The sequence below is a fragment of the Halomonas sp. A29 genome (assembly GCF_046723295.1).
Lineage (GTDB): Bacteria > Pseudomonadota > Gammaproteobacteria > Pseudomonadales > Halomonadaceae > Halomonas.
Map to the genome: position 1 here is coordinate 226,563 of NZ_JAXQPR010000003.1, position 21,815 is coordinate 248,377.

General features: G+C 64.0%; 24 protein-coding genes. 7 read left to right on the forward strand and 17 right to left on the reverse strand.

The window, feature by feature from the left end:
- Positions 1-141: 141 nt before the first annotated feature.
- Positions 142-861, forward strand: coding sequence for a bifunctional 2-polyprenyl-6-hydroxyphenol methylase/3-demethylubiquinol 3-O-methyltransferase UbiG (gene ubiG / locus SPH52_RS07110; RefSeq protein WP_411794306.1), 720 nt, complete (start codon positions 142-144; stop codon positions 859-861).
- A complete protein-coding gene (locus SPH52_RS07115) occupies positions 858-1,520 on the forward strand; it encodes an HAD-IA family hydrolase (RefSeq protein ID WP_411794307.1) in 663 nt (220 codons plus the stop codon). Before ubiG ends, SPH52_RS07115 begins: the two co-directional genes overlap by 4 nt.
- Before the next feature lie 149 nt (positions 1,521-1,669).
- On the opposite strand, the gene SPH52_RS07120 is transcribed toward SPH52_RS07115, so the two are convergent.
- From SPH52_RS07120 to SPH52_RS07180, 13 genes are all read right to left on the reverse strand, one after another.
- A complete protein-coding gene (locus tag SPH52_RS07120) occupies positions 1,670-2,425 on the reverse strand; it encodes a YciK family oxidoreductase (protein WP_411794308.1) in 756 nt (251 codons plus the stop codon).
- Between the two features lie 27 nt (positions 2,426-2,452).
- A complete protein-coding gene (ybgF, locus tag SPH52_RS07125; protein WP_411794309.1) occupies positions 2,453-3,223 on the reverse strand; it encodes a tol-pal system protein YbgF in 771 nt (256 codons plus the stop codon).
- Positions 3,224-3,259: 36 nt separating this feature from the next.
- Positions 3,260-3,796: a peptidoglycan-associated lipoprotein Pal gene (pal, locus tag SPH52_RS07130; protein ID WP_411794310.1), complete on the reverse strand. Its 537-nt coding sequence runs from the start codon at positions 3,794-3,796 to the stop codon at positions 3,260-3,262.
- A gap of 37 nt (positions 3,797-3,833) precedes the next feature.
- Complete coding sequence (tolB, locus tag SPH52_RS07135) at positions 3,834-5,123, reverse strand: Tol-Pal system beta propeller repeat protein TolB (RefSeq protein WP_411794311.1); 1,290 nt, start codon at positions 5,121-5,123, stop codon at positions 3,834-3,836.
- A complete protein-coding gene (gene tolA, locus SPH52_RS07140; protein ID WP_411794312.1) occupies positions 5,123-6,436 on the reverse strand; it encodes a cell envelope integrity protein TolA in 1,314 nt (437 codons plus the stop codon). Before tolA ends, tolB begins: the two co-directional genes overlap by 1 nt.
- A gap of 10 nt (positions 6,437-6,446) precedes the next feature.
- A complete protein-coding gene (tolR, locus tag SPH52_RS07145; RefSeq protein ID WP_411794313.1) occupies positions 6,447-6,884 on the reverse strand; it encodes a protein TolR in 438 nt (145 codons plus the stop codon).
- A 12-nt stretch (positions 6,885-6,896) separates the two neighbouring features.
- Positions 6,897-7,574, reverse strand: a complete 678-nt coding sequence (tolQ, locus tag SPH52_RS07150) for a protein TolQ (RefSeq protein WP_411794314.1) — start codon at positions 7,572-7,574, stop codon at positions 6,897-6,899.
- Between the two features lie 35 nt (positions 7,575-7,609).
- Entirely contained in the window at positions 7,610-8,005 is a 396-nt protein-coding gene (ybgC, locus tag SPH52_RS07155) for a tol-pal system-associated acyl-CoA thioesterase (RefSeq protein ID WP_411794315.1), read from the reverse strand.
- On the reverse strand, positions 8,002-9,039 hold the full coding sequence (gene ruvB, locus SPH52_RS07160) for a Holliday junction branch migration DNA helicase RuvB (protein WP_411794316.1): 1,038 nt from the start codon (positions 9,037-9,039) through the stop codon (positions 8,002-8,004). The genes ybgC and ruvB overlap by 4 nt, the downstream gene beginning before the upstream one ends.
- A gap of 112 nt (positions 9,040-9,151) precedes the next feature.
- Positions 9,152-9,766 carry a Holliday junction branch migration protein RuvA gene (gene ruvA / locus SPH52_RS07165; RefSeq protein ID WP_411794317.1) on the reverse strand — a complete coding sequence of 205 codons (615 nt, stop codon included), beginning with the start codon at positions 9,764-9,766 and terminating at the stop codon, positions 9,152-9,154.
- A 137-nt stretch (positions 9,767-9,903) separates the two neighbouring features.
- The gene (gene ruvC, locus SPH52_RS07170) at positions 9,904-10,443 is read right to left on the reverse strand and encodes a crossover junction endodeoxyribonuclease RuvC (RefSeq protein ID WP_411794318.1); all 540 of its coding nucleotides are present in this window, start codon (positions 10,441-10,443) and stop codon (positions 9,904-9,906) included.
- A 94-nt stretch (positions 10,444-10,537) separates the two neighbouring features.
- Positions 10,538-12,316: an aspartate--tRNA ligase gene (gene aspS, locus SPH52_RS07175; protein WP_411794319.1), complete on the reverse strand. Its 1,779-nt coding sequence runs from the start codon at positions 12,314-12,316 to the stop codon at positions 10,538-10,540.
- 53 nt (positions 12,317-12,369) lie between these two features.
- Positions 12,370-12,633, reverse strand: a complete 264-nt coding sequence (locus SPH52_RS07180) for an FmdB family zinc ribbon protein (protein WP_411794320.1) — start codon at positions 12,631-12,633, stop codon at positions 12,370-12,372.
- A gap of 155 nt (positions 12,634-12,788) precedes the next feature.
- On the opposite strand from SPH52_RS07180, the gene SPH52_RS07185 reads away from it, so the two are divergent.
- The 3 genes from SPH52_RS07185 to SPH52_RS07195 are packed head-to-tail and all read left to right on the forward strand — an operon-like array spanning position 12,789 to position 15,604.
- A complete protein-coding gene (locus tag SPH52_RS07185) occupies positions 12,789-13,736 on the forward strand; it encodes a D-2-hydroxyacid dehydrogenase (protein ID WP_411794321.1) in 948 nt (315 codons plus the stop codon).
- 2 nt (positions 13,737-13,738) lie between these two features.
- Positions 13,739-14,629 (forward strand): ribokinase, encoded by an 891-nt coding sequence (locus SPH52_RS07190; RefSeq protein ID WP_411794547.1) that lies wholly within the window; start codon positions 13,739-13,741, stop codon positions 14,627-14,629.
- Between the two features lie 33 nt (positions 14,630-14,662).
- Complete coding sequence (locus SPH52_RS07195) at positions 14,663-15,604, forward strand: nucleoside hydrolase (protein WP_411794322.1); 942 nt, start codon at positions 14,663-14,665, stop codon at positions 15,602-15,604.
- A 6-nt stretch (positions 15,605-15,610) separates the two neighbouring features.
- On the opposite strand, the gene yccX is transcribed toward SPH52_RS07195, so the two are convergent.
- A complete protein-coding gene (gene yccX, locus SPH52_RS07200; RefSeq protein WP_411794323.1) occupies positions 15,611-15,883 on the reverse strand; it encodes an acylphosphatase in 273 nt (90 codons plus the stop codon).
- Positions 15,884-16,127: 244 nt separating this feature from the next.
- Between yccX and SPH52_RS07205 the strand changes: the two genes are divergently transcribed.
- Positions 16,128-17,165, forward strand: coding sequence for a Glu/Leu/Phe/Val family dehydrogenase (locus tag SPH52_RS07205; protein WP_411794324.1), 1,038 nt, complete (start codon positions 16,128-16,130; stop codon positions 17,163-17,165).
- A 42-nt stretch (positions 17,166-17,207) separates the two neighbouring features.
- Here SPH52_RS07205 and SPH52_RS07210 read toward each other — a convergent pair whose 3' ends face one another.
- Complete coding sequence (locus tag SPH52_RS07210) at positions 17,208-18,113, reverse strand: YihY/virulence factor BrkB family protein (protein WP_411794325.1); 906 nt, start codon at positions 18,111-18,113, stop codon at positions 17,208-17,210.
- Positions 18,114-18,251: 138 nt separating this feature from the next.
- Here SPH52_RS07210 and SPH52_RS07215 point away from each other — a divergent pair, with 138 nt between their 5' ends.
- Positions 18,252-19,328, forward strand: coding sequence for a bifunctional nicotinamide-nucleotide adenylyltransferase/Nudix hydroxylase (locus tag SPH52_RS07215; protein WP_411794326.1), 1,077 nt, complete (start codon positions 18,252-18,254; stop codon positions 19,326-19,328).
- On the opposite strand, the gene SPH52_RS07220 is transcribed toward SPH52_RS07215, so the two are convergent.
- Both SPH52_RS07220 and cls read right to left on the reverse strand, forming a co-directional pair.
- Positions 19,325-20,242 carry a LysR substrate-binding domain-containing protein gene (locus SPH52_RS07220; protein ID WP_411794327.1) on the reverse strand — a complete coding sequence of 306 codons (918 nt, stop codon included), beginning with the start codon at positions 20,240-20,242 and terminating at the stop codon, positions 19,325-19,327. The two genes, SPH52_RS07215 and SPH52_RS07220, sit on opposite strands and share 4 nt — an antisense overlap.
- A 117-nt stretch (positions 20,243-20,359) precedes the next feature.
- Positions 20,360-21,778 carry a cardiolipin synthase gene (cls, locus tag SPH52_RS07225; RefSeq protein WP_411794328.1) on the reverse strand — a complete coding sequence of 473 codons (1,419 nt, stop codon included), beginning with the start codon at positions 21,776-21,778 and terminating at the stop codon, positions 20,360-20,362.
- Positions 21,779-21,815 lie beyond the last annotated feature (37 nt).

Sequence of the window (21,815 nt, forward strand, 5' to 3'; positions counted from 1 at the left end):
ATCGGTAGGTGAATGATACTCCCCTGACCGGTCCTAGATTCCGTCATGGGAAAGCCCGGGCAGCTACGGGTACAATAGCGCATGATACCGAAGGTAAAGAATGTTGCCAGGGTGCCAGACCAAATGACACGGAGAGACCACATGAGCGCAACCTTCCACCACAACGTCGACCAAGGCGAGATCGCCAAGTTCGAGGCCCTGGCCAGCCGCTGGTGGGACCCGCACAGCGAGTTCAAGCCGCTGCATGACATCAACCCCCTGCGCCTGGATTTCATCGATGCCCGCTGCGGGCTCGCCGGTCGCAAGGTGCTCGATGTTGGCTGTGGTGGTGGCATTCTGGCCGAGGCCATGGCCTACCGCGGCGCTCACGTCACCGGGATCGACATGGGGGAAGCGCCGCTCGGCGTGGCGCGTCTGCATGCGCTGGAGAGCGGTGTCGAGGTGGAGTATCGTCAAGCCAGCGCCGAAGCCATGGCCGCCGAACAGCCCGGCGAGTACGACGTGGTGACCTGCCTCGAGATGCTCGAGCACGTGCCCGACCCCGGCTCGGTCATCCAGGCCTGCGCCACCCTGGTCAAGCCCGGCGGATACCTGTTCTTCTCCACCATCAACCGCAATCCCAAGGCCTATGCCCTGGCCATCGTCGGCGCCGAGTACCTGCTGCAGATGCTACCCCGCGGCACGCACGAGTATCGCAAGTTTATCCGTCCCTCCGAGCTGGCCGGCTGGTGTCGCGAGCACGGGCTTGGCGTGCGCGAGCAGAGCGGCCTGGTCTACAACCCCCTGACGCGCCGCTATCGGCTCTCGTCGCGAGATGTCTCGGTCAATTATCTGATGTACTGCCGCCGGGAGCTGGCATGACACGCATGCCCCATGCTCTGCTGTTCGACCTCGACGGGACCCTGGTCGATACCGCGCCGGACCTCGCCCGGGCGACCAATGCCTTGCGTGGCCACCATGGTCTCGAACCACTACCCTACCCGCTGATTCGCGCCCAGGTCTCCAACGGCGGCAGTGCGCTGGTCATTCTGGCACTGGGGCTCGACAAGACGCACCAGGATCATGACGAGGCGCGACAGTTCCTGCTCGATGCCTATGGCCAGGCAGTGGCAGAGGAGAGTTGCCTGTTCCCCCATCTCGACCGGCTGCTGGCCAAATGGGAAACGGAAAATCGGCCCTGGGGCATCGTCACCAACAAGCCGCGCGCCTACGCAGCACCGCTCGTCGATGCGCTCGGGCTGGCACCGGGCGTACTGCTGTGCGCCGACGACTTGCCCCAGAGGAAGCCAGCACCGGAACCGCTGTGGGCCGCTGCGGAGCGACTGGACGTACCCCCGTCACAGTGCTGGTACATCGGAGATCATCTGCGCGACATGCAGGCCGCCCGTGCCGCCGGGATGGTGGCCGTCGCCGTGGGTTACGGCTATATCGAGGAAGGAGATGACTACCTTGAGTGGCCGGCAGACCTCTGGTTCGAGACCTGCGAAGCGCTGGTTCAGGCCCTTCTTCAGCCTGCCTGAGCCGACTCAGGCAGGCTGTACCAAAACAAGCAACGCAGCCAGCCAGGCGAGCGCAAATTGGCGAGCGGGATTAAGCGCCAGGCACCCGGAGCACAACAATCCGAGCGCATGGGAATTCGTCGGGGACGCCTAGTTCGCGCAGCCATTTGTCACTTCGGCTGCGCGTCGAAGCGCTGGCCATTGTGCCCCTTGCTCTCCGGCCCCATCAGCCACAGATAGGTCGGCATGATCTCTTCCGGGGTGCGCAGGGCCTCTGGATCCTCGCCCGGGTAGGCATTGGCACGCATCTTGGTGCGAGCGGCTCCGGGGTTGAGCGAGTTGATACGCAGCGTACCCAAGTGCTCGATCTCATCGGCCAGTACTTCCATGAAGCCTTCGGTGGCAAACTTCGACACCGCGTAGGCACCCCAGAACGCCCGCCCCTTGCGTCCGACGCTGGACGAGGTGAAGACCACCGAAGCATCGGGCGAGGCCTGCAACAGCGGGAGCAGGGCCTGGGTCATCCAGATCGGCCCGTTGATGTTCACCTGCATTACCTGTTCCCACAGCTCCGGATTGTACTGTTCGAACGGCGTGATGCGGCCCAGCAGCCCGGCGTTGTGCAGAATACCATCGAGACGACCGAATTCCTTGTCCAGGGTCTCGGCCATGTCATGGTAATCCTTGTGCGTGGCACCTTCGAAATTTAGCGGGAAGATGGCCGGCTGAGGACCTCCGGCTGCCTCGATCTCGTCGTAGACCTTTTCCAGCTTGGCGATCGTACGGCCCAGCAGAATCACCGTGGCGCCATGGCGAGCAAAGGCCAGGGCAGCTGCACGGCCTATTCCATCACCGGCCCCCGTCACGAGAATGATGCGGTCGCGAAGCAGGTCGGCAGGCGCCGTATAGTCGATCTTGCAGGTCATCTTGACTCCTTGGACGAGGCCAGCCCCTTACAGGGACTGGCGCAGGAAATCGTTGGCAAGCCCGGCAGCGCTGCTGTCGGGGTAATCGTCACGCACGCGCTCGAGCAATCCCCGGCTCTCCTCGAGTTCGCCCTGGCGTGCCTTGATCAGGCCGAGCTTGTACAGGGCATCGGGAACCTTGCTGCTCTGCGGATAGTTGTCGATTACCTGGCGAAATGCGGTTTCCGCCTGCCCCAGGTTGGCTTCCGCCGAGTGCAATTCGCCCAGCCAGTAGTAGCCGTTGGCCGTGAGGTTGGTGTCGGGGTGGTCGACGACGAACGCCTCGAACGCCGTGATTGCCTCACCAAACTGACGCGACTGCACCTTGGCGAAGGCAGCCTGATAAGCGGCTTGCGCATCGGTACTGGTGCCACTCGGCGAAGGCGTCTGGGCTACCTGGCGTGCCGACTCCTGATCGACCTCGGGGCTGGTCTGGATACCGGCGCTGCCAGCTGTCAGTCGCTCGTCGAGATCCATGTACTGCTGGCGGGTCTGGTTGCGCAGTTGCTCCAGTTGGTGCCGCAGCTCCTCGATCTGGCCACGCAATTGCTGGATCTCGCGCTGATGCTCCTGCAACTGGTTGTACATCACCAGACTGCCACCGGCTTCTTCACGCACCTCGGCCTGCTCGAGAAATCCCCGCGGCTGGGCGCTGCGGTCTTCGACGATCGGGCGCTGCTGGGCTTCTACAAGGCTCATCACGGACAGCGGGAGCACCAAGGCTCCCGCGCCGCACAGCCTTTTCAGACTGTGTCTCATGCTTCACTCCATTGGCGCGCGATTGCGCCAGTTCGCTCAGTAAGCAAAGACCACGCGACGGTTCTGGGCATGGGCGTCTTCGCCGTTGCCACGAACCGCCAGCCGCTCTTCGCCATAGCTGACCACCTCGAGCTGAGACGGTGAGACGCCCTGCACTTCGAGGAAGCGCTTGACCGAGTTGGCACGACGCTCACCCAGCGCCATGTTGTACTCGCGGGTACCGCGCTCGTCGGTGTGGCCCTGGAGGACAACGCGCGCATTGCCGTTGGAGCGCAGGAAGCGGGCATGAGCCACCAGAACTGATTCGAATTCCGAACGGATGGTGTCACGGTCGAAATCGAAATAGATGGTGCGAACATCGGGAATGCGACCGTCGGCCTGCTGGCCGGCGCGATCACCGCTGACACCACTGCCGCTTACCTGACCCGAGCCAGCAGTACCGGTACCGACACCGCCATCGGCGCGTGTGCCATCCATGGACCCGTCACGGCTTCCCCCGGTGCTTGAGCAGCCAGCAACCAGAGCCAGAGACAGGGCAATTGCCAGGATTCTGGCATGTGACTTGAATTGCATCGTCAAACTCCTCACAGGACTTGAATGACACGTACCATTAGTTCAAGAAGGGTGACCATGCGGGTTCACGCACGTCACCACGCGCCGAAGGCAACCGATAGGACGCCCGTCCATCGGCCGACACGGCCCCCAACACCCCGTTGTTACCTTGCTGGGTGGCGAAGATTACCATGGTCCCGTTGGGCGCAACACTAGGTGATTCATCCCAACGAGAGTCACTGAGTACGACCAGGCGACCGGAGCCCAGATCCTGCCGCGCCACCTGGTAACCATTGTTGCTGCGGTGGACAAGGAACAGCGACTCGCCATCCGGAGAAATACGTCCCCGCGCGTTGTAATTGCCGGTGAAGGTCAAGCGCTCGGTCTGTCCACCGCTCAAGCTGTAGCGGTAGATCTGCGGCCCGCCGCTGCGGTCCGAGGTAAAGATCAGGCTGCGGCCATCAGGCGCCCAGCTGGGTTCGGTATCGATACTCGAATTGTTGGTGATGCGCTCGAGATTGCGCGAGCCGATGTCCATCACGTAGATATCCGGCTGACCATCCTTCGACAGGGTCATGGCCAGGCGGCGACCATCGGGTGACCAGGCAGGCGCTCCATTGATGCCGTCGAACGAAGCCACGCTAGCCCGCTGCCCGGTGTTCACATCCTGCACGTAGATCGCCGGTCGCTCGGTCTCGAAGGAGACGTAGGCCAGCCTGCGCCCGTCCGGCGACCAGGCCGGCGACAGGATCGGCTCACGCGAGCTCAGCACCTGCTGACTATTATGCCCGTCGGCATCGGCAACGTAGAGGGCGAACTGCATGTCCTGGTCCGTTCCCTGCGCCGTGACGTAGGCAATGCGGGTCGAGAAGGCCCCGCGGATACCGGTAATGGCTTCGAAGATCTGGTCGCTGATGTAGTGAGCGGCTCCACGCAGCTCGCTGCCGCCGGCGCTGACGCTCTCACCGATCATGCGACGCTGACCGCTGACGTCCATCAGTTCGTAGCGGATGCGGTAACCGTCGGCGCCACGGCTGACCTGGCCCACGACCATGTAGCGCACACCGAGTGCGCCCCATTGGCCATAGCGTACCTGATCGCCTGAGCTGGGGCGATCATACATGGCATTGCGTGGCAACGGCTCAAAGTATCCGCTGCGCTGCAGATCGTCACTGATGATCTGGGCAACGTCTTCGGGCAGGCTCTCACCGTCGGCTGCAAACGGTACGATCGCAATGGGGGTAGCCCGATCGCTGCCGCGTGTGATCTCGATGGTCAGGTCGGCCTGGGCGAGCGAAGCGAACATCAGCAGCACTGCACTCAGCCAGGTGGTCATCAGGGCTTTCATCAGCGTACATCTCCCGGTGTGAATCGCAGATTGAACTGGCGGAAGTCACGTTGCGCCGCTGCTGGCAGCTGACGCAGTTCATTGAACGGTGCGGCGGCCTCCACTGCCTGAATGGCGGAACGATCGAAACTGCTATCTCCGCTGCTCTGACTAATGGTAGCGCCAAACAACTCTCCCGAGGGACCCAGCCGCACCTGTACGGTAGCAGACAAGCCACCGCTGGCGCCGGGCGGAATCACCCAGGCCTGCTCCACCGCACGGCGGACCAGGTTGATGAAACTATTGGCGGCCTCCTGAGCTTGCCTAGCATTGGCCACGGCATCCGACTCGCCCTCGATGGCGCGATCGAGCCCTTGGGACGCGGCCTCGGCCGCACGGCGTGCCTCCTCCTCGCGTTGGCGTTGCGCCTCGGCCTCGCGTTGACGCTGGGCTTCCGCCTCGCGCTGGCGCTGCTCCTCGGCTTCGCGCTGACGCTGGGCTTCCGCCTCGCGCTGGCGCTGCTCCTCGGCTTCGCGCTGACGCTGGGCTTCCGCCTCGCGCTGGCGCTGCGCCTCGGCTTCGCGCTGACGCTGGGCTTCCGCCTCGCGCTGGCGCTGCTCCTCGGCCTCACGCTGGCGCTGGGCTTCCGCCTCACGCTGGCGTTGCTCCTCGGCTTCACGCTGACGCTGGGCTTCCGCCTCGCGCTGGCGCTGCTCCTCGGCCTCACGCTGACGCTGGGCTTCGGCCTCCTGCTGGCGCTGGGCTTCCGCTTCGGCACGCTGCTGAGCCTCAAGCTGACGCTGGCGCTCTGCCTCTGCCGCGGCTTCCTGCTGGCGTTGGCGCTCAGCCTCCTGCTCCTCGCGCAGACGCGCCTGGCGCTCGGCCTCCTCGGCGCGGCGCTGTGCTTCCGCCTCGGCCTCCTGCCTGGCTTCCTGCTGGCGACGGGCTTCGTCTTCGCGGGCAGCCTGTTGCTGCTCGGCTTCGCGAGCCCGCTCTTCAGCCGCCTGACGCTCGGCTTCAGCCCTTGCCTGCTCCTCAGCCTCAGCCTGGCGTGCCTCTTCCTCGGCCTGGCGTGCCGCTGCGCGCGCGCGCGCCTCCTCGGCCCGCTGAGCCTGGTCCGTCGTCGTCTCGGTGCTGACCAGCGTAGCCTGAACGATGGAGCTCGACTCGGGTTCATCCGGCTGACGCTGGGGCAAGGTGATCACGCTGAGCACCACGACCAGCACGTGCAGGCCAATTGCCAGCAGCGCAGGCACGCCATAGCCGACCGGGCGGTCGTTTACGCGAGTAGGGCCTTGCCGGCGTCGGGCCATCACGTCTCTCAATTTCCTCATCAAGAGGCCCCTAATCACGCGGCGGCGGCTCGGAGATCAGCCCGACGTTGGCCACACCGGCCACTTGCAGGGTGCTCATAAGCGTCACGATCTCGCCATAGGGAACGTAGCGATCGCCGCGTACCATGACCGGCGTGCCGGGCTGACGCTCGAGCAGGATGATCACGCGATCGCCCAGCTCCTCGAGCCCTACGTTCATCTCATCACCGCCGATCGACAGGTAGTAGCCACCCTCGCGATCCACCGACACGATGATCGGGTCACGGTCCTCCTGGGCCTCGATCGGCTCGGAAGTGACCTGGGGCAGCTCGACCTGCACGCCCTGAGTCAGCATCGGTGCGGTGATCATGAAGATGACCAACAGCACGAGCATGACGTCGATGAAGGGAACGACGTTGATCTCCCCCATCGGCTTGCGGCGGCCGCCGCGGTTGAACGGTCCATGCATGTCGCGACTCCCTCAGGCGGCGCCGGCTTCGTTGCGACCCTGCAGATTGCGGTGCAGGATGGAGTGGAACTCCTCGGCGAAGTCCTCGTACTTGCCCAACATGCGATCGGACTCAGACGACAGGCGATTGTAGAAGATGACCGCGGGGATGGCGGCGAATAGGCCCATGGCGGTTGCGATGAGGGCCTCGGCAATCCACGGCGCCACAGTGGCAAGCGTGGCCTGCTGGGCCATGGAGAGCGATTGAAAAGAGCCCATGATGCCCCAGACGGTACCGAACAGGCCGATATAAGGACTCGCCGAGGCCACCGTGGCCAGGAACACGAGGTGCAGGGTCAAGCGCTCCTCCTCCCGCGACCAGGCCACGCGCATGCTGCGCTGAACGCCATCGAGAATCGCATCGGCGCTCTTGGTCTTCGCCATCAGGCGATTGAACTCGCGAAAACCGGCGCGAAAGACGTGCTCGGCGCCCTGGGTTTCCTGCTCCGAGGGTGTATCACGGTAGAGCTCGTTCAGGTCGACCCCCGACCAGAAGCGCTCTTCGAACGCCTGGTGCGCCTGGCGTGCACGGCGCATCACGAAGGTGCGCTGGAAAATCACCACCCAGGAGAGAATCGAGCCTATCACCAGGATCAGCATGACCAGCTGCACCACGGTGCTGGCGCTCATGATCAGGTGCGGTATTGACATGGAGTCGTTCACGGGCTTCCTCGCTGATCTTGCAGTTAACCGTTGAGAACCGCGGCCAGTGCCGGCGGCCAAGGTGTGGGTTTGAGACGCACGGCATCCACACAGGCGATGTCGACCCGCGCCTCACATAGGGGTTCCCCGTCACGCGTCACCGTCTGTAAAAAGCTCAGCCGGCAGCGGCCGCTCGATTCGACGGTCGCGGTGACCGAGAGATCGTCGTCAAGGCGGGCGGGCTTGGCATAGCGGCAATCCAGCCGATGCACCACCAGTTGGATGCCGGCTTCGAGCAGTTCGCGCTGGGTGAAACCGCGCTGGCGTAGCCACTCACTGCGCGCCCGCTCCATGAACTTGAGGTAGTTGACGTAATAGACGATGCCACCAGCATCGGTATCCTCGATGTAGACCCTCAGCGGCAGGTGGAAATCACTCACTGACGTACCTCACCGCTCGCGTCCATGGCTTGCTCGTGCGGCACCAGGTCGAAATGCTGCCAGGCCTGGCGCGTTACCACCCGGCCACGGGCTGTACGCATCATCAGACCCTGCTGGATCAGGTAGGGTTCGATAACGTCCTCGATGGTATCGCGCTCCTCGCCGATCGCCGCAGCCAGCGAGTCGATGCCCACCGGGCCGCCGTCGAACTTCTCGATCATCGCCAGCAACAGGCGGCGATCCATATGATCGAGCCCATGGTGATCGACGTGCAGCATGTTCAACGCCTGATCGGCGATGGCAGCATTCACCTTGCCATCGGCGCGGACCTGGGCGAAATCGCGCACCCGCCGCAGCAGGCGGTTGGCGATGCGCGGCGTACCCCGTGAGCGACGCGCCACCTCACGGGCTCCATCGCGATCCGACTCGACGCCGAGCAGCCTGGCCGAACGCACCACGATTTCGGTGAGTTCCTCGATGTCGTAGAACTCCAGGCGCTGGACGATGCCGAAGCGATCGCGCAGCGGCGAAGTCAGCAGACCCGCACGAGTAGTGGCCCCCACCAGGGTAAAGGGCGGCAGGTCGAGCTTGATGGAGCGTGCTGCCGGACCTTCACCGATGACGATGTCGAGCTGGAAGTCCTCCATGGCGGGATAGAGGATCTCCTCCACCACCGGGGAGAGGCGATGAATCTCGTCGATGAAGAGCACGTCACCGGGCTGCAGGTTGGTCAGCATGGCGGCAAGGTCGCCGGCACGCTCGAGCACCGGGCCGGAGGTGGACTTGAGCCCGACGCCCATCTCGGCAGCGATGATGTTGGCCAGGGTGGTCTTGCCCAGTCCCGGCGGGCCGAACACGAGGGTATGGTCGAGACTCTCGTCACGCCCCCGGGCCGCGCTGATGAAGATTTCCAGTTGCTCGCGCACGCGCGGCTGACCGATGTACTCGGCCAAGGTCTTGGGGCGGATCGCGTGGTCGACGCGACTCTCGCCCTCGCGCTCGTCGGCGGCGATCAGGCGGTCATTGTGCATCATGTCGAACACTCGCGGCGTTCATGAACATTCTGGGTAGCGATCTCTCTATCACCGATCGGGCGACCCATGGAAATGGAAGTAGCCGGCAGGACATCGTTCGTCATGTCGCATCCTAGCCGGCCATGCGCTTGGTCAGGGCCGCCTTGATCATGGCCTCGGTCGAGAGATTCTCGTCGAGCCCCGAGAGCATCTTTGACGCCTCGGTGGGCTTGTAGCCCAGGCTGACCAGCGCGGCTTCGGCATCGGCCAGTGGGTCCTGACGAGCTCCCGCCTCGTTAGACACCGCCGAAGCGCCGACCAGATCGACCGCGCCCGGATGTTCCCAGTGCGGGAAGCGGTCGCGCATCTCGATGATCAGCCGCTCGGCGGTCTTCTTGCCGACCCCCGGGAGGCGGGTCAGTGACTTGATGTCATCCTCCATCACGCAGCGGATGAAGGCCATTTCGTCCATACCCGACAGAATCGCCAGAGCCAGCTTGGGGCCGACACCATTGACCCGGATCAGGGCGCGAAACAGCGCCCTCTCCTGCTCCCGGGCAAAGCCGAACAGCAGGTGGGCATCCTCGCGCACGATGAGGTGCGTATACAGGGAAACGAGCTCACCCGCGCCAGGCAATGCCACCAGGGTGGTCATAGAGGCTTCGAGTTCATAGCCGACCCCGGCCACGTCCACGACCAGCCAGGGCGGCTGTTTTTCGAGCAGGGTGCCACGCAGGCGTCCGATCATGGAAGCTTCACTATCCCCATCCGAATACGTCCAGGCCAAAAGCCTTCCTGGCGCCACTATACTGGTCGCTCAAGCGGCTGACCAGTCCAGAGTAAACGGTGTTCGACAATAATTTTACCGTCGCCAGCACGTCGCTTTCAGGGCCGGTAATCACGCCAGGAGCCCCCACGCCGGCCTGCACGGTGGCCGCCGAAACTTCCTCTAGTGATCAGCCCGAGCCTGGCGTGAGCGTGGGTCAGCGCAATGGCCAGTGCATCGGCGGCATCGGCCTGGGGAACCCCATCGAGCCCCAGGACCGCCACCACCATATGTTGCACCTGGGCCTTGGTTGCCCCACCGCTGCCGGTTACCGCCTGCTTGATCTGGCGCGGCCCGTACTCGTTGACCGCCAAACCGTGGTTGGCAGCACAGACGATTGCCGCACCTCGCGCCTGGCCCAGCTTGAGCGCGGAGTCCGGGTTCTTGGCCATGAACACCTGCTCGATGGCCAGCTCCCCCGGGCGATGCAGGGCAATCAGCTCGGCAATTCCCGCATAGATGCGCGCCAGGCGCTGGGGAAGTTCGACGTCCTGCAGGCGAATGCAGCCGCTGGCCACGTAGCGTGGCGTAGGCGTGGAGACGTCGAGCACGCCGTAGCCGGTAATACGCGAACCCGGATCGATTCCCAGAATCAGCATGGCATGCCCTCGAGCTTCGCCTTGATGGATACCTCGTGAAACCGGCGCCCTGGGGGCGCCGGTTCGGTACATGCTGCTACGTCAGGGCAGCCAGTCACTCCTGCCCTTCCACCTTCGCCTTCTGGCGCAGACGGATGTTGAGCTCGCGCAACTGGTCGCCACTCACCTCGCCCGGCGCATCGGTCATCAGACAGGCTGCACTCTGGGTCTTGGGGAAGGCGATCACTTCACGAATGGTACGAGAGCCCGCCATCAACATGACCAGGCGATCGAGGCCGAAGGCCAGGCCGCCATGGGGCGGCGCACCATAGTGCAGGGCGTCGAGCAGGAAGCCGAACTTCTCGCGAGCCTCCTCTTTACCGATGCCGAGAATCTCGAACACGGTGCTCTGCATCTGCTGGTCGTGAATACGGATCGAACCGCCACCCAGCTCGGTACCGTTGAGCACCATGTCGTAGGCACGCGAAAGCGCCTGGGCCGGGTTGGCCTTGAGCTCTTCGGGGCTGCACGAAGGCGAAGTGAACGGATGGTGCAGCGGGCTAAGACGACCGCTGTCGTCGGCCTCGAACATGGGGAAGTCGACCACCCACAGCGGCGCCCAGTCGCGGGTGTAGAGCTTGAGGTCCTCGCCCAGCTTGACCCGCAGTGCGCCGAGGGCTTCGTTGACGACCTTGGCCTTGTCGGCGCCGAAGAAGACGATGTCGCCATCTTGAGCGCCAACGCGGTCGAGCAGCTCCTCGATCACGTTCTCCATGAACTTGACGATCGGCGACTGCAGCCCCTCGAGGCCCTTGGCGCGCTCGTTGACCTTGATCCAGGCCAGGCCCTTGGCGCCGTAGATGCCGACGAACTTGGTGTAGTCGTCGATCACCTTGCGCGACATGCTCGCCCCGCCCGGCACCTTGAGTGCCGCCACACGGCCATCGGCGGCATTGGCCGGACCGGAGAAGACCTGGAAGTCGACCTGCTTCATCAGGTCGTCGACGTCGACCAGCATCAGCGGGATGCGCAGGTCGGGCTTGTCGGAGCCGTAGCGGTGCATGGCGTCGGCCCAGGTCATGCGCGGGAATTCGGGCAGCTCGACGTCGAGCACGTCCTGGAACAGCTCGCGGATCATCGCCTCGGTGATACCCATGATATCGCCCTCCTCCACGAAGGAGGCTTCGATATCGATCTGGGTGAATTCCGGCTGGCGGTCGGCGCGCAGGTCTTCGTCGCGGAAGCACTTGGCGATCTGGTAGTAGCGGTCGAAGCCGGCCACCATCAGCAGTTGCTTGAACAGCTGCGGCGACTGCGGCAGGGCGAAGAAGCTGCCGGGATGGGTGCGGCTCGGCACCAGGTAGTCACGAGCGCCCTCGGGTGTGGCGCGAGTCAGGATCGGCGTCTCGATGTCGAGAAAGCCCTGCCCCTCGAGGAAGGCACGCACATGGTGCGAGATACGCGAGCGCAGGCGCAGCTTCTCGATCATCTCGGGGCGGCGCAGGTCGATGTAGCGGTGCTTGAGACGCACTTCCTCGCCGACCTTGCCGTGCTCGTCGAGCTGGAACGGCGGCGTGGCCGCCGTATTCAGCACTTCGACTTCCTTGGCCAGAACTTCGATCAGCCCGGTAGGCATCTTGGGATTCTGCGTGCCTTCGGGGCGCAGCCGCACGCGGCCGGAGATGCGCAGCACGAATTCGCTGCGAGCACGGTCGGCAGTGGCGAAGGCCTCGGCGGTATCGGGGTCGACCACGACCTGGGCGATGCCATCGCGATCGCGCATGTCGAGGAAGATCACACCCCCGTGGTCACGGCGACGGTGAACCCAGCCGCACAGGGTGACCGTCTGGTCCACCATGGTCTCGTTGAGCTGGCCGCAATAATGGCTGCGCATGTCGTATCCTGTTTCGTTAAGCGTTTCGATAAAAGTGTCGGTATCGGTCGCGGTCAGGCCGCGGCGCCGTCCTTGGCCGGCGCCTTGCTCTCGCCACCACCACCAGCGGAGTCACCGGCCAGGTTCTTCTTGCTGCCGGATTTGAAATCGGTTTCGTACCAGCCACCACCGGCCAGACGGAAGCCCGCCGCGGAAACCAGGCGGCCAAGCGCCGGTGCTTCGCAGGCGGGACAGTCGGTCAGGGGGGCGGCACTGAGCTTCTGGAGCTTCTCCAGACGATGGCCGCAGGCCTTGCACTGATATTCATAGATGGGCATGGTTCAATTCACTCCTGATTCGACAGCGCGCAACCAACGGCGATATAGGGTCGAGCGGCGCACTTTCCAAGCCTGCCGTGAAAGCCCGATAGTATAACGTGCCTGGCAAGGCCTGTCCCAGCCTTGCCGCGGCGAACCAACACAAGGAATCCAGCATGAAAGCCGTGATACTCGATGCCGCCAGCCTGGGCTCTGACGTCGACCTTGCTCCCATCCGCGATCAGGTCGACACGCTGGACGTCCATCAGACCAGCACCACCGCCGAGAGCCGCGAGCGCCTGGCGGACGCCGAGGTCGCCATCGTCAACAAGGTAGTGCTCGATGCCGCCACCCTCGAGGCGCTACCTGAGCTCAAGCTGATCTGCGTACTGGCCACGGGCACCAACAACATCGACATGGCCACAGCCGAGCGCCTGGACATTGCGGTACGCAACGTCACGGCCTACGGTACCGCCAGCGTGGCCCAACACACCATGATGACGATCCTGGCCCTGGCCAACCGGCTGCCACTCTACCAGCGTGACGTGGCGGCCGGGCACTGGAACCGGAGCCCCTTCTTCTGCCTGATGGATCACGGCACCCTGCAGCTCGAGGGCAAGCACCTGGTGATCGTCGGCCAGGGCGAGCTGGGCAGCCGTGTGGCGGCCCTGGCAGAAGCCTTCGGCATGCGCGTCAGCTTCGCGGCCCGGCCCGGCAACGAAGGCAATGACACACGCCCAGGCATCGCTGAACTCGCTTCGGAAGCCGACGTGATCAGCCTGCACTGTCCACTCACCGAGGCCACCCGTCATCTGATCGACGCCGAGCTGCTCACCAAGCTGAAGGGCGAAGCCCTGCTGGTGAACTGCGCGCGCGGCGGTATCATCGACGAGGCAGCGGCACTACTGGCTCTGCGTGAAGGACGGCTGGGCGGCCTGGGTGTCGATGTGCTGCCGGTGGAACCGCCGCGCGACGGCCATCCGTTGCTCGACGCCCTGGCCGAGCCGCTCAACCTGATCGTCACGCCGCACAGTGCCTGGATCACACCCGAAGCACGCCAACGCATCGTCGCGCTCACGGCCGACAATCTGAATCACTGGAAAGCCCAGCGGAGCAGAGCATGACCATGCTGCATAACCTGGGCTCGATCAATCTCGATCACTTCTACCGCGTGCCGCACCTGGTGCACCCCGGCGAGACGCTGGCCAGCCGCAGCTACCATCTCGGCCTTGGGGGCAAAGGCGCCAACCAGTCGCTGGCCATGGCGCTAGCCGGCGGCCAGGTCTGCCACTGGGGCCGGCTGGGCCGCCAGGACGGCTGGGCCCGCGATCGACTGGCCCGTGCCGGTGTCGACGTCACGCATGTCGAGCTGGTCGACGAGCCCAGCGGACATGCCATCATCCAGGTCGACGACCACGGCGAGAACGCCATCATTCTGCACCCGGGCGCTAACCACGGCTTCACCCGCCAGCATCGGGAGAGGTTGTGCGAGACGGCACTGCCCGGCGATTGGCTGCTGGTGCAGAACGAATGCAATGGCCTGCCCGAGCTACTCGAGTCTGCCCGCAAGCAGGGCCTCGCCATCGCCTTCAACCCAGCGCCGATGAGCGATGCGGTACTCGCGCTACCGCTTGAGACCTGCCAGCTGCTGTTCATCAACCGCGGCGAGGCCGCCTGGCTGTCCGGTCTACCCGAGACCAGCGATGCCCAGGCATTGCTCGCGGGGCTGCATGAGCGGTTGCCGGATACGGCGACGGTACTGACCCTGGGTAGCGAAGGTGCCTGGTACCAGTCGGGCGGCGAGCGGCATTTCCAGCCTGCCCTGCCGGTGGAGCCGGTAGACACCACCGGGGCCGGCGACACCTTCATCGGCTACTTCATGGCGGCACTGCAGGAGCAGCGTGCCATTCCCGCTTGCCTGGCGCTTGCCGCCCATGCTGCGGCGCTGGGCGTGCAGCACCCGGGTGCCGCCGACAGCATTCCATCGCGCGACGAGGTCGAGCGATTTCTAAACTGACAATCCAGCACCTGACACTCACAAGGAGGCAACGTGTCTCATTCGATCATTTTCGATACCGACCCTGGCGTCGACGACGCTCAGGCCATCGCCATCGCCCTGCGCCACCCCGAGATCGAACTGCTGGGGCTGACCACGACCTACGGCAACGTCGACATCGAGACCGCCACGCACAACGCCCTGCTGCTGAGCGAACTGGCTGGCCGCGACATTCCCGTCGCCCAGGGCGCCGCCGGCCCCATGGTCAAGCCGCGTCATCCGGCACCGGCGCACATCCACGGCGCCAACGGACTGGGCAACATCGAGCTGCCCGAAGTGAAGGGCAAGAAAGACCCGCGCAGCGCAGCACAGTTCATTGTCGATACGGTCAATGCCCGCCCCGGTGAAGTCACGCTGGTCGCGGTAGGGCCGGTAGGCAACTTGGCCGCCGCGCTCCAGCTCGACCCGGCGCTCACCGGGAAGGTCAAGCGGGTGGTGATCATGGGGGGCTCGGTCCGCGAGGGCGGCAACGTCACGCCGGTGGCCGAGGCCAACATGTTCAACGATCCCCACGCCGCCCAGCGCGTGCTTACCGCCGGCTGGCCGCTGACCCTGGTGGGGCTCGACGTGACCCATCGCTGCGTGCTGACGCCGGCCCACATGCAGCGCATCGAGGCGGGCCAGGGCGAGCTGGGCAAAATACTGGCCGGCAGCTATGCCTTCTATCGCGACTTCTATCGCGAATTCCTCGGCATCGATGGCTGCTGCCCTCACGACAGCTGCGCACTGGCCTGGCTGTTGCGTCCGGAGTTGTTCACCACAGCCCCGGGGCATTTGTCGGTCGTCACCGACGGCATGGCCGAGGGCCAGACCCTCTTCGCCCCCGAAGGCCGTGGTTTCATCCAGGAGCGCTGGTCGCAGACGCCCTTGGTGGAAGTGTGCCTAGAAGTGGACGGAGAGGCCGTAGTCGAATGGATCGCCGATACATTGGGCTGAGCACAGCTACAAGCAAATGAAACAGTCCGGGTCGCGACACTCGATCGATTCCAGCTCGACATGTGTGACCCGGGCATTCGGCGGCCCCTGCCACAGCCAGGACGCCACCTGGTTGACCGCTTCGCCATTGCCGCACAACAGCACCTCGACCTGGCCGTCGGCCAGGTTCTTGGCGTAGCCGGTCAGACCGTGCTGGAGCGCCTGTTCCTGCACCGCACGGCGATACCACACGCCCTGCACCTTACCGGCCACCAGGGCCTTCACGCAGCGCTTGTTCATTCTTCCCTCCTCGCTCCGTCAGTTCGTCCTCGTCCTCTCCAGTCTGGCCGCTTGCGTCAAGCCTGGATAGCGCGCCGCAATCAACGCACAAGACTCGCAAGCGGGATTCCAGCCGCCTGCGCAAATGCTCTAATCTTGATAATAGGGATGCGGCCTCGCCACAAGCAATGACCGCCCCGGGAGTGCAGTGCCAACCACTGCGCTCCAGACCACAACAATGGATCCTCACAAGGGAGAGAGCACCATGCGGGTCTTCGACCACCCCGAGTTCGACCACCACCAGCAGATCGTCTTCGGCTGCGATGAAGTCAGCGGACTGCACGCCATCATCGCCATCCACGACACGCGCCGCGGCCCCGCCCTGGGCGGCTTGCGCATCTATCCTTATGCCAGCGAAGACGACGCCCTGACCGACGTGCTGCGCCTGTCGCGTGGCATGACCTACAAGTCGGCACTGGCCGACCTGCCCCTGGGCGGCGGCAAGGCGGTGATCCTTGCCGATCCCCGCCGTGACAAGACCGCCGACATGCTGCGCGCCATGGGCAGGCTGGTGGAGTCGCTGGGCGGACGCTACATCACCGCCGAAGACTCGGGCAGCGGCGAAGAGGACATGCGCCTCATTCGTCAGGAGACCCGCCACGTCAGTGGCCTGGGCCGAGGCAGCATTTCCGGCGACCCATCGCCCTTCACTGCTCATGGCGTGTTCTGTGCGCTGAAGAGTGCCGTACACCACCGCTTCGATCGCGACGAGCTGAAGGGCCTGCGCGTAGCCATCCAGGGTGTAGGACACGTCGGAGCACACCTGGCCCGCGAGCTGCACGCGGCAGGAGCAAGACTGGTACTGACCGACGTCGATCGAGACAGCCTGGGCATGCTGATCGACGAACTGGGGGCCGAGAGCATGGCACCCGAGGCTATCTTCGACGCCGAGATCGATGTCTTCGCCCCCTGCGCCATGGGCGCGGTGCTGACCGCGGAGGTGGCAGAGCGACTCAAGGCCAAGGTGATCTGTGGTGCAGCCAACAATCAGTTGGCCACGCCCGACGTCGCGGCCCATCTACATGACCGCGGTATCCTCTACGCACCCGACTACGTCGCCAACGCCGGCGGCGTCATCGAGGTGGAAGCCCAACGCCATGAGCGCTACGACCGAGACGCAGTGATGCGCCACGTGGAGCGGATCACGACCACCATGGATGAAATCCTCAGCCGCGCCCGAGTGGAAGACAGGAGCCCGGCAGAGGTGGCCGACCAACTGGCGCGCGAGCGTCTCGCAGGCTGATGCCAAGGCCGGGCGGTTCCGCCGTCCGGCCGCATCATCGAATCATTCCGTCACCAATTCGCGCTTGACGATGACGGCGCTGTTACGTGGTACGACCCCACGCCCCCTGGCCAGCAGGTAACTGCGCGTGAAGGCGGCACCGAACAACAGGATCAACGAGCTGTAGTAGACCCATAGCAGGATCATCACCACCGAGCCGGCGGCGCCATAAGTCGAGGCCGTGGCGGTATAGGCCAGGTAGGAGGCAATGACGCTACGGCCGATAGCGAACAGCAGTGCAGTCACCAACGCTCCCAACAGCACATCCCGCCAGCCCAGCACCACGTCGGGCAGCACCTTGAAGATAGTGGCGAACAGCGCCGTAATCACGACAAGGGAAACCAGGAACTCGGCCCCCGCCGTCAGGGTCCCCACCAACGGCATGGCATCACCGATGGCCTGCAACATGGCGCGCAGCATCACGCCGATGAGCAACGACACGAGCAGGATGAAACCGATGGCAAGCACCACGGCAAGCGATAGCAGGCGCTGCTTGATGAACAGCAGGATGCTGTTACGGCTCGGCTTGGCAGTGACACCCCAGATGGTATTGAGCGAGAACTGCATCTGGGCGAAGACGGTAGTCGCCCCCACCAACAGGCCACCGACCCCCAGCAGGGTCGGCAGGATACCCGCCTGCTCGATACGCGATGCCGCGACCGCCTGTTCGACTGCCCTCGCCGCCTCTTCGCCAAGCGTCCCCTGCAACTGCGCGACGATCTGCCCCTGGGCGGCATCCTCACCGAAGACCACACCGATCACGGCGACGGCGATGATTACCGTAGGGGCAAGGGAGAAGAGCGTATAGAAAGCCAGCGAACCGGCATAACTGAAAGCATTACGTTCCAACCATAGACTGATCGCTTGTTGGACCGTATTCCACCAGAACCTGAACGAGAGACTCGACACGACACCTCCTTGGCCACCCCATCCGTTTTTTTCAGCATACGCAATCGAAATGCTCCTGTCGGCCAAAGACTTGCATTGCAGCGCCCCTCAGCCCACGCCCATAATGTAGCCCCCGAGCCACCAGCGAAGGATACGCCGATGAACGATACCCATCACGATTTCGACTGTCTCGTATTCATCGGGCGTTTCCAGCCTCCGCACTTGGGCCATCTGGCGGTAATCAACGAGGCCCTGCGTTACGCAAGGCAGGTGATCGTACTGGTGGGTTCGGCCTGGCAGGCGCGCTCGCTGCGCAATCCGTGGCGCTTCGACGAACGTCAGGAACAGCTGCGCAGCTGCTTCGACGAGGAGGAGAATGCGCGGCTGGAGATCGTTCCGCTGCTGGATGCGCTCTACAACAACGACGTCTGGGTGCGCGACGTACAGCGCAAGGTGCGCAATATCGCAGGGCATCATCATGCCCGCCTACCGCGTATCGGCCTGATAGGAGCCAGCCGCGGCCAGTCCAGCTACTATCTCTCGCTGTTTCCTCAATGGGAGTCGGTCAGCGTGCCGTTGGTCGATGGCATCTCGGCCAGCCAGATTCGCGAGCGCCTGTTTCGTTCGCCCTCTTCCACCGAGGATTACCTCAGTACTGGTGCGGCACACGACCTGCCACCCGGCGTGTGCCAGGCGCTGCGCAACTTTGCCGGCAGCGATGCCCACCTGCAGCTGATGGAAGAGCAGAAGCTGCTCGACCAGTATCGCCAGGCCTGGGCCAATGCGCCCTACCCGCCGATCTTCGTTACCGTCAACGCCGTGGTGGTGCAGTCCGGCCACGTGCTGCTGGTGCGCCGCACCGCGGCACCCGGCAAGGGACTGCTGGCGTTGCCCGGCGGCTTCGTCAACCCGCACGAGCGCTTGCTCGACGCCTGCTTGCGCGAGCTGCGCGAACGCGTCAGGCTCAAGGTCCCGGAGCCCGTACTCAAGGGCTCGCTGCGCGGCCAGCGCCTGTTCGATGAGCCGCACCGCAGTTGGCGTGGCCGCACCCTCGCCGAAGCCTTCTATTTCGCCCTGCGCCCCGATCAGCAGCTGCCGCGCCTCAAGCCGGTCAAGGGCGGCGATCACGCACGCTGGGTGCCGCTGGCCGAACTCGAACCCGACAGCCTGTTCGAGGACCACTTCTTCATCATCCAGAATTTTCTCGGCCTGCCGGCCGATTTCGGCGGAAATTAAGCCTGCAAGAAGTCTCTGGGCAACTTCATCATCTGCCGCCACAGCTTTTCGACCCCCGGCTTGTGCACCAGCGAGCAGCGATAGAGACGGATTTCCAGCGGCACGTCCCACTTCTCGTTGCCGGCGCGCACCAGCCTGCCGCTCTTGAGCTCCTCTCGCACGCAGAAGTCGGGAATCCAGGCCAGACCTACGCCTTGCAGCACCATCCCTTTGAGCCCTTCCGCCATGGCGGTCTCGTAAACGGTACGCAAGCGCAGCCGCAGCGGATCGTTCTTCAGCAGCATGCGCACGCTGCGCCCGAGAAAGGCGCCCTGGGTATAGGCCAGATAGGGAATGGTGTCCTTGCTCTCCAGGCTGAAGCGCGGCTTGCCCTTGGCATCGGGGAGACTCACCGGCAGCATCTTGACCTGACCGATGGAAAACGAGGGGAACACCTCGCCGTCGAGCTGCATGGTGGCGTACGGGTCGTGGTAGGCCAGCATCAGGTCGCAGTTGCCTTCGCGCAGCACGTGGATCGCCTCGCCCACGTTCATCGCCACCAGGCGCGTCGGCAACTCGCCCAGCCCCTCTTGCAAGCGTGAGATCCACTCAGGGTAGAAGCTCAGGGCCAGGGAGTGAGCAGCGACGATGTCCAGCGCCTCGCGTGCCATGGAGACGCCGCGCAGGTGGCCCAGGCATTCATTGAGCTGCTCCACCAGGTTGCGTGCCGTGATCAGGAACAGCTGCCCTTCCGGCGTCAGATTGATCGGGGTGGTAGAGCGGTCGACGAGGGTCACGCCCACCGCCTGCTCCAACGCGCGGATACGACGGCTGAAAGCCGGCTGAGTGACATGGCGCTGCCGTGCGGAGGCGGAGAAGCTGCGGGTACTGGCCAGGGCCACGAAATCTTCCAGCCACTTTGTCTCGAGGTTCACCGGGACTCCCGCTGACGACAATCACGAATCAATGGACGTTTCAGGCTGGGCCTGAGGACTTGCTGAGGCATGCCTAATGTACCCTAGCCATTCATCGAACCCAAGGAACTTCATACCTTACTGGATCGGCGCGGTGAGATAGGCCGCACGTGACACCAACTTGCTCCACAGCGGCCGGCGCTGCAGCTCCTCGTAACTGATGCGGCGGCAGTCGGCGAAGTCGCGCTCAAGCATGAGGCGAACCTGTGCCGCAAAGCGTCGGTCGGGAATGAAGGCGGTGATCTCGAAGTTGAGACGAAACGAGCGGTTGTCGAGGTTGACCGTACCCACCGCTGCGGCGCTGTCATCGATCAGGATGACCTTCTGATGCAGGAAGCCGGGCTGATAGCGATACACCTTGACTCCCGCGCGCACCATGTCGGGGAGAAACGAGAACGCAGACAGATAGATGAGCAGGTGATCTGGATGTTCGGGAATCATGATACGCACGTCGACTCCGCGCATGGCCGCCAGTCGCAAGGCGTCTTGTACGCCCTGGTCGGGCACGAAGTAGGGGCTCGTGACCCATAGCCTCTCATGTGCGCTGTGGATGGCATGCTGCACCAGCAGACTCGCCGTCTCCTGACGATCGGCCGGTCCCGAAGGTACGATCACCACGTTCTGACACTCCTCGCAGGTGACATGCGGCTCCCAGCGCAGGTTGATGACATCCCCGGTCGCCCAGTGCCAATCCTCCCAGAACGCCTCCTGCAGCCCGAGAACGCTGGGGCCGGTCAGTTTCAGGTGCGTATCACGCCAGGGCCCATGCCTGGGATGCTGCCCCAGGTACTCCACCCCGACATTGAAGCCGCCAAGCCAACCCTCATTGCCATCGACAACGAGGATCTTGCGATGGTTGCGGAAGTTGAGCTGGAAGCGATGCTTGAAGCCGCGTGAGGAACGGAAAGGACTGACCTCGACGCCACCCTCTCTCAACTCATGCAGATAGCCTTCGGCAAGCTTGCGGCTGCCGACTTCGTCATACAGAAAATAGACGCGGACACCCCGCTGCGAAGCCTGCAGCAGATGATCTTTCAAGCGATGTCCCAAGGCGTCGTTGCGAACGATGAAGAACTGGATCAGCACGTACTCGTGGGCTGCATCGATACCGGCGAAAAGGCTGTCGAAAGTGGCCTTGCCATCGATCAGCAGCTCGGCCTGGTTGCCGCTGGTCAGCGGCATCATGGCCAGTTGCTCGACGGCACGGACGTCGGGGTTGCGAGCATCGGCCAGGAAAGGCTCGAGACGTTCGCGATAGCGCGCCAGGATGCGACGCAATACCGTGTCGCGCTCGCCACGCGCCGAGACGTAGCCATAGAAACGCGGCCGGCCGAAGATCCAGAAGGCCGGTACGGCCAAGTAAGGAATGGTGACGAGTGAAATGATCCAGGCCACGGCGCCTTGCGAGGTACGACTGGAGAGCAGCGCCAGGATCGCCGAGAGGAAGCCAAGCAGGTGCACCAGGAATATCGCCAGGCCGAACAGCCAGGATGCCATGATCTCTCCCTGAAAAAACAGCAATATGCAGCATACC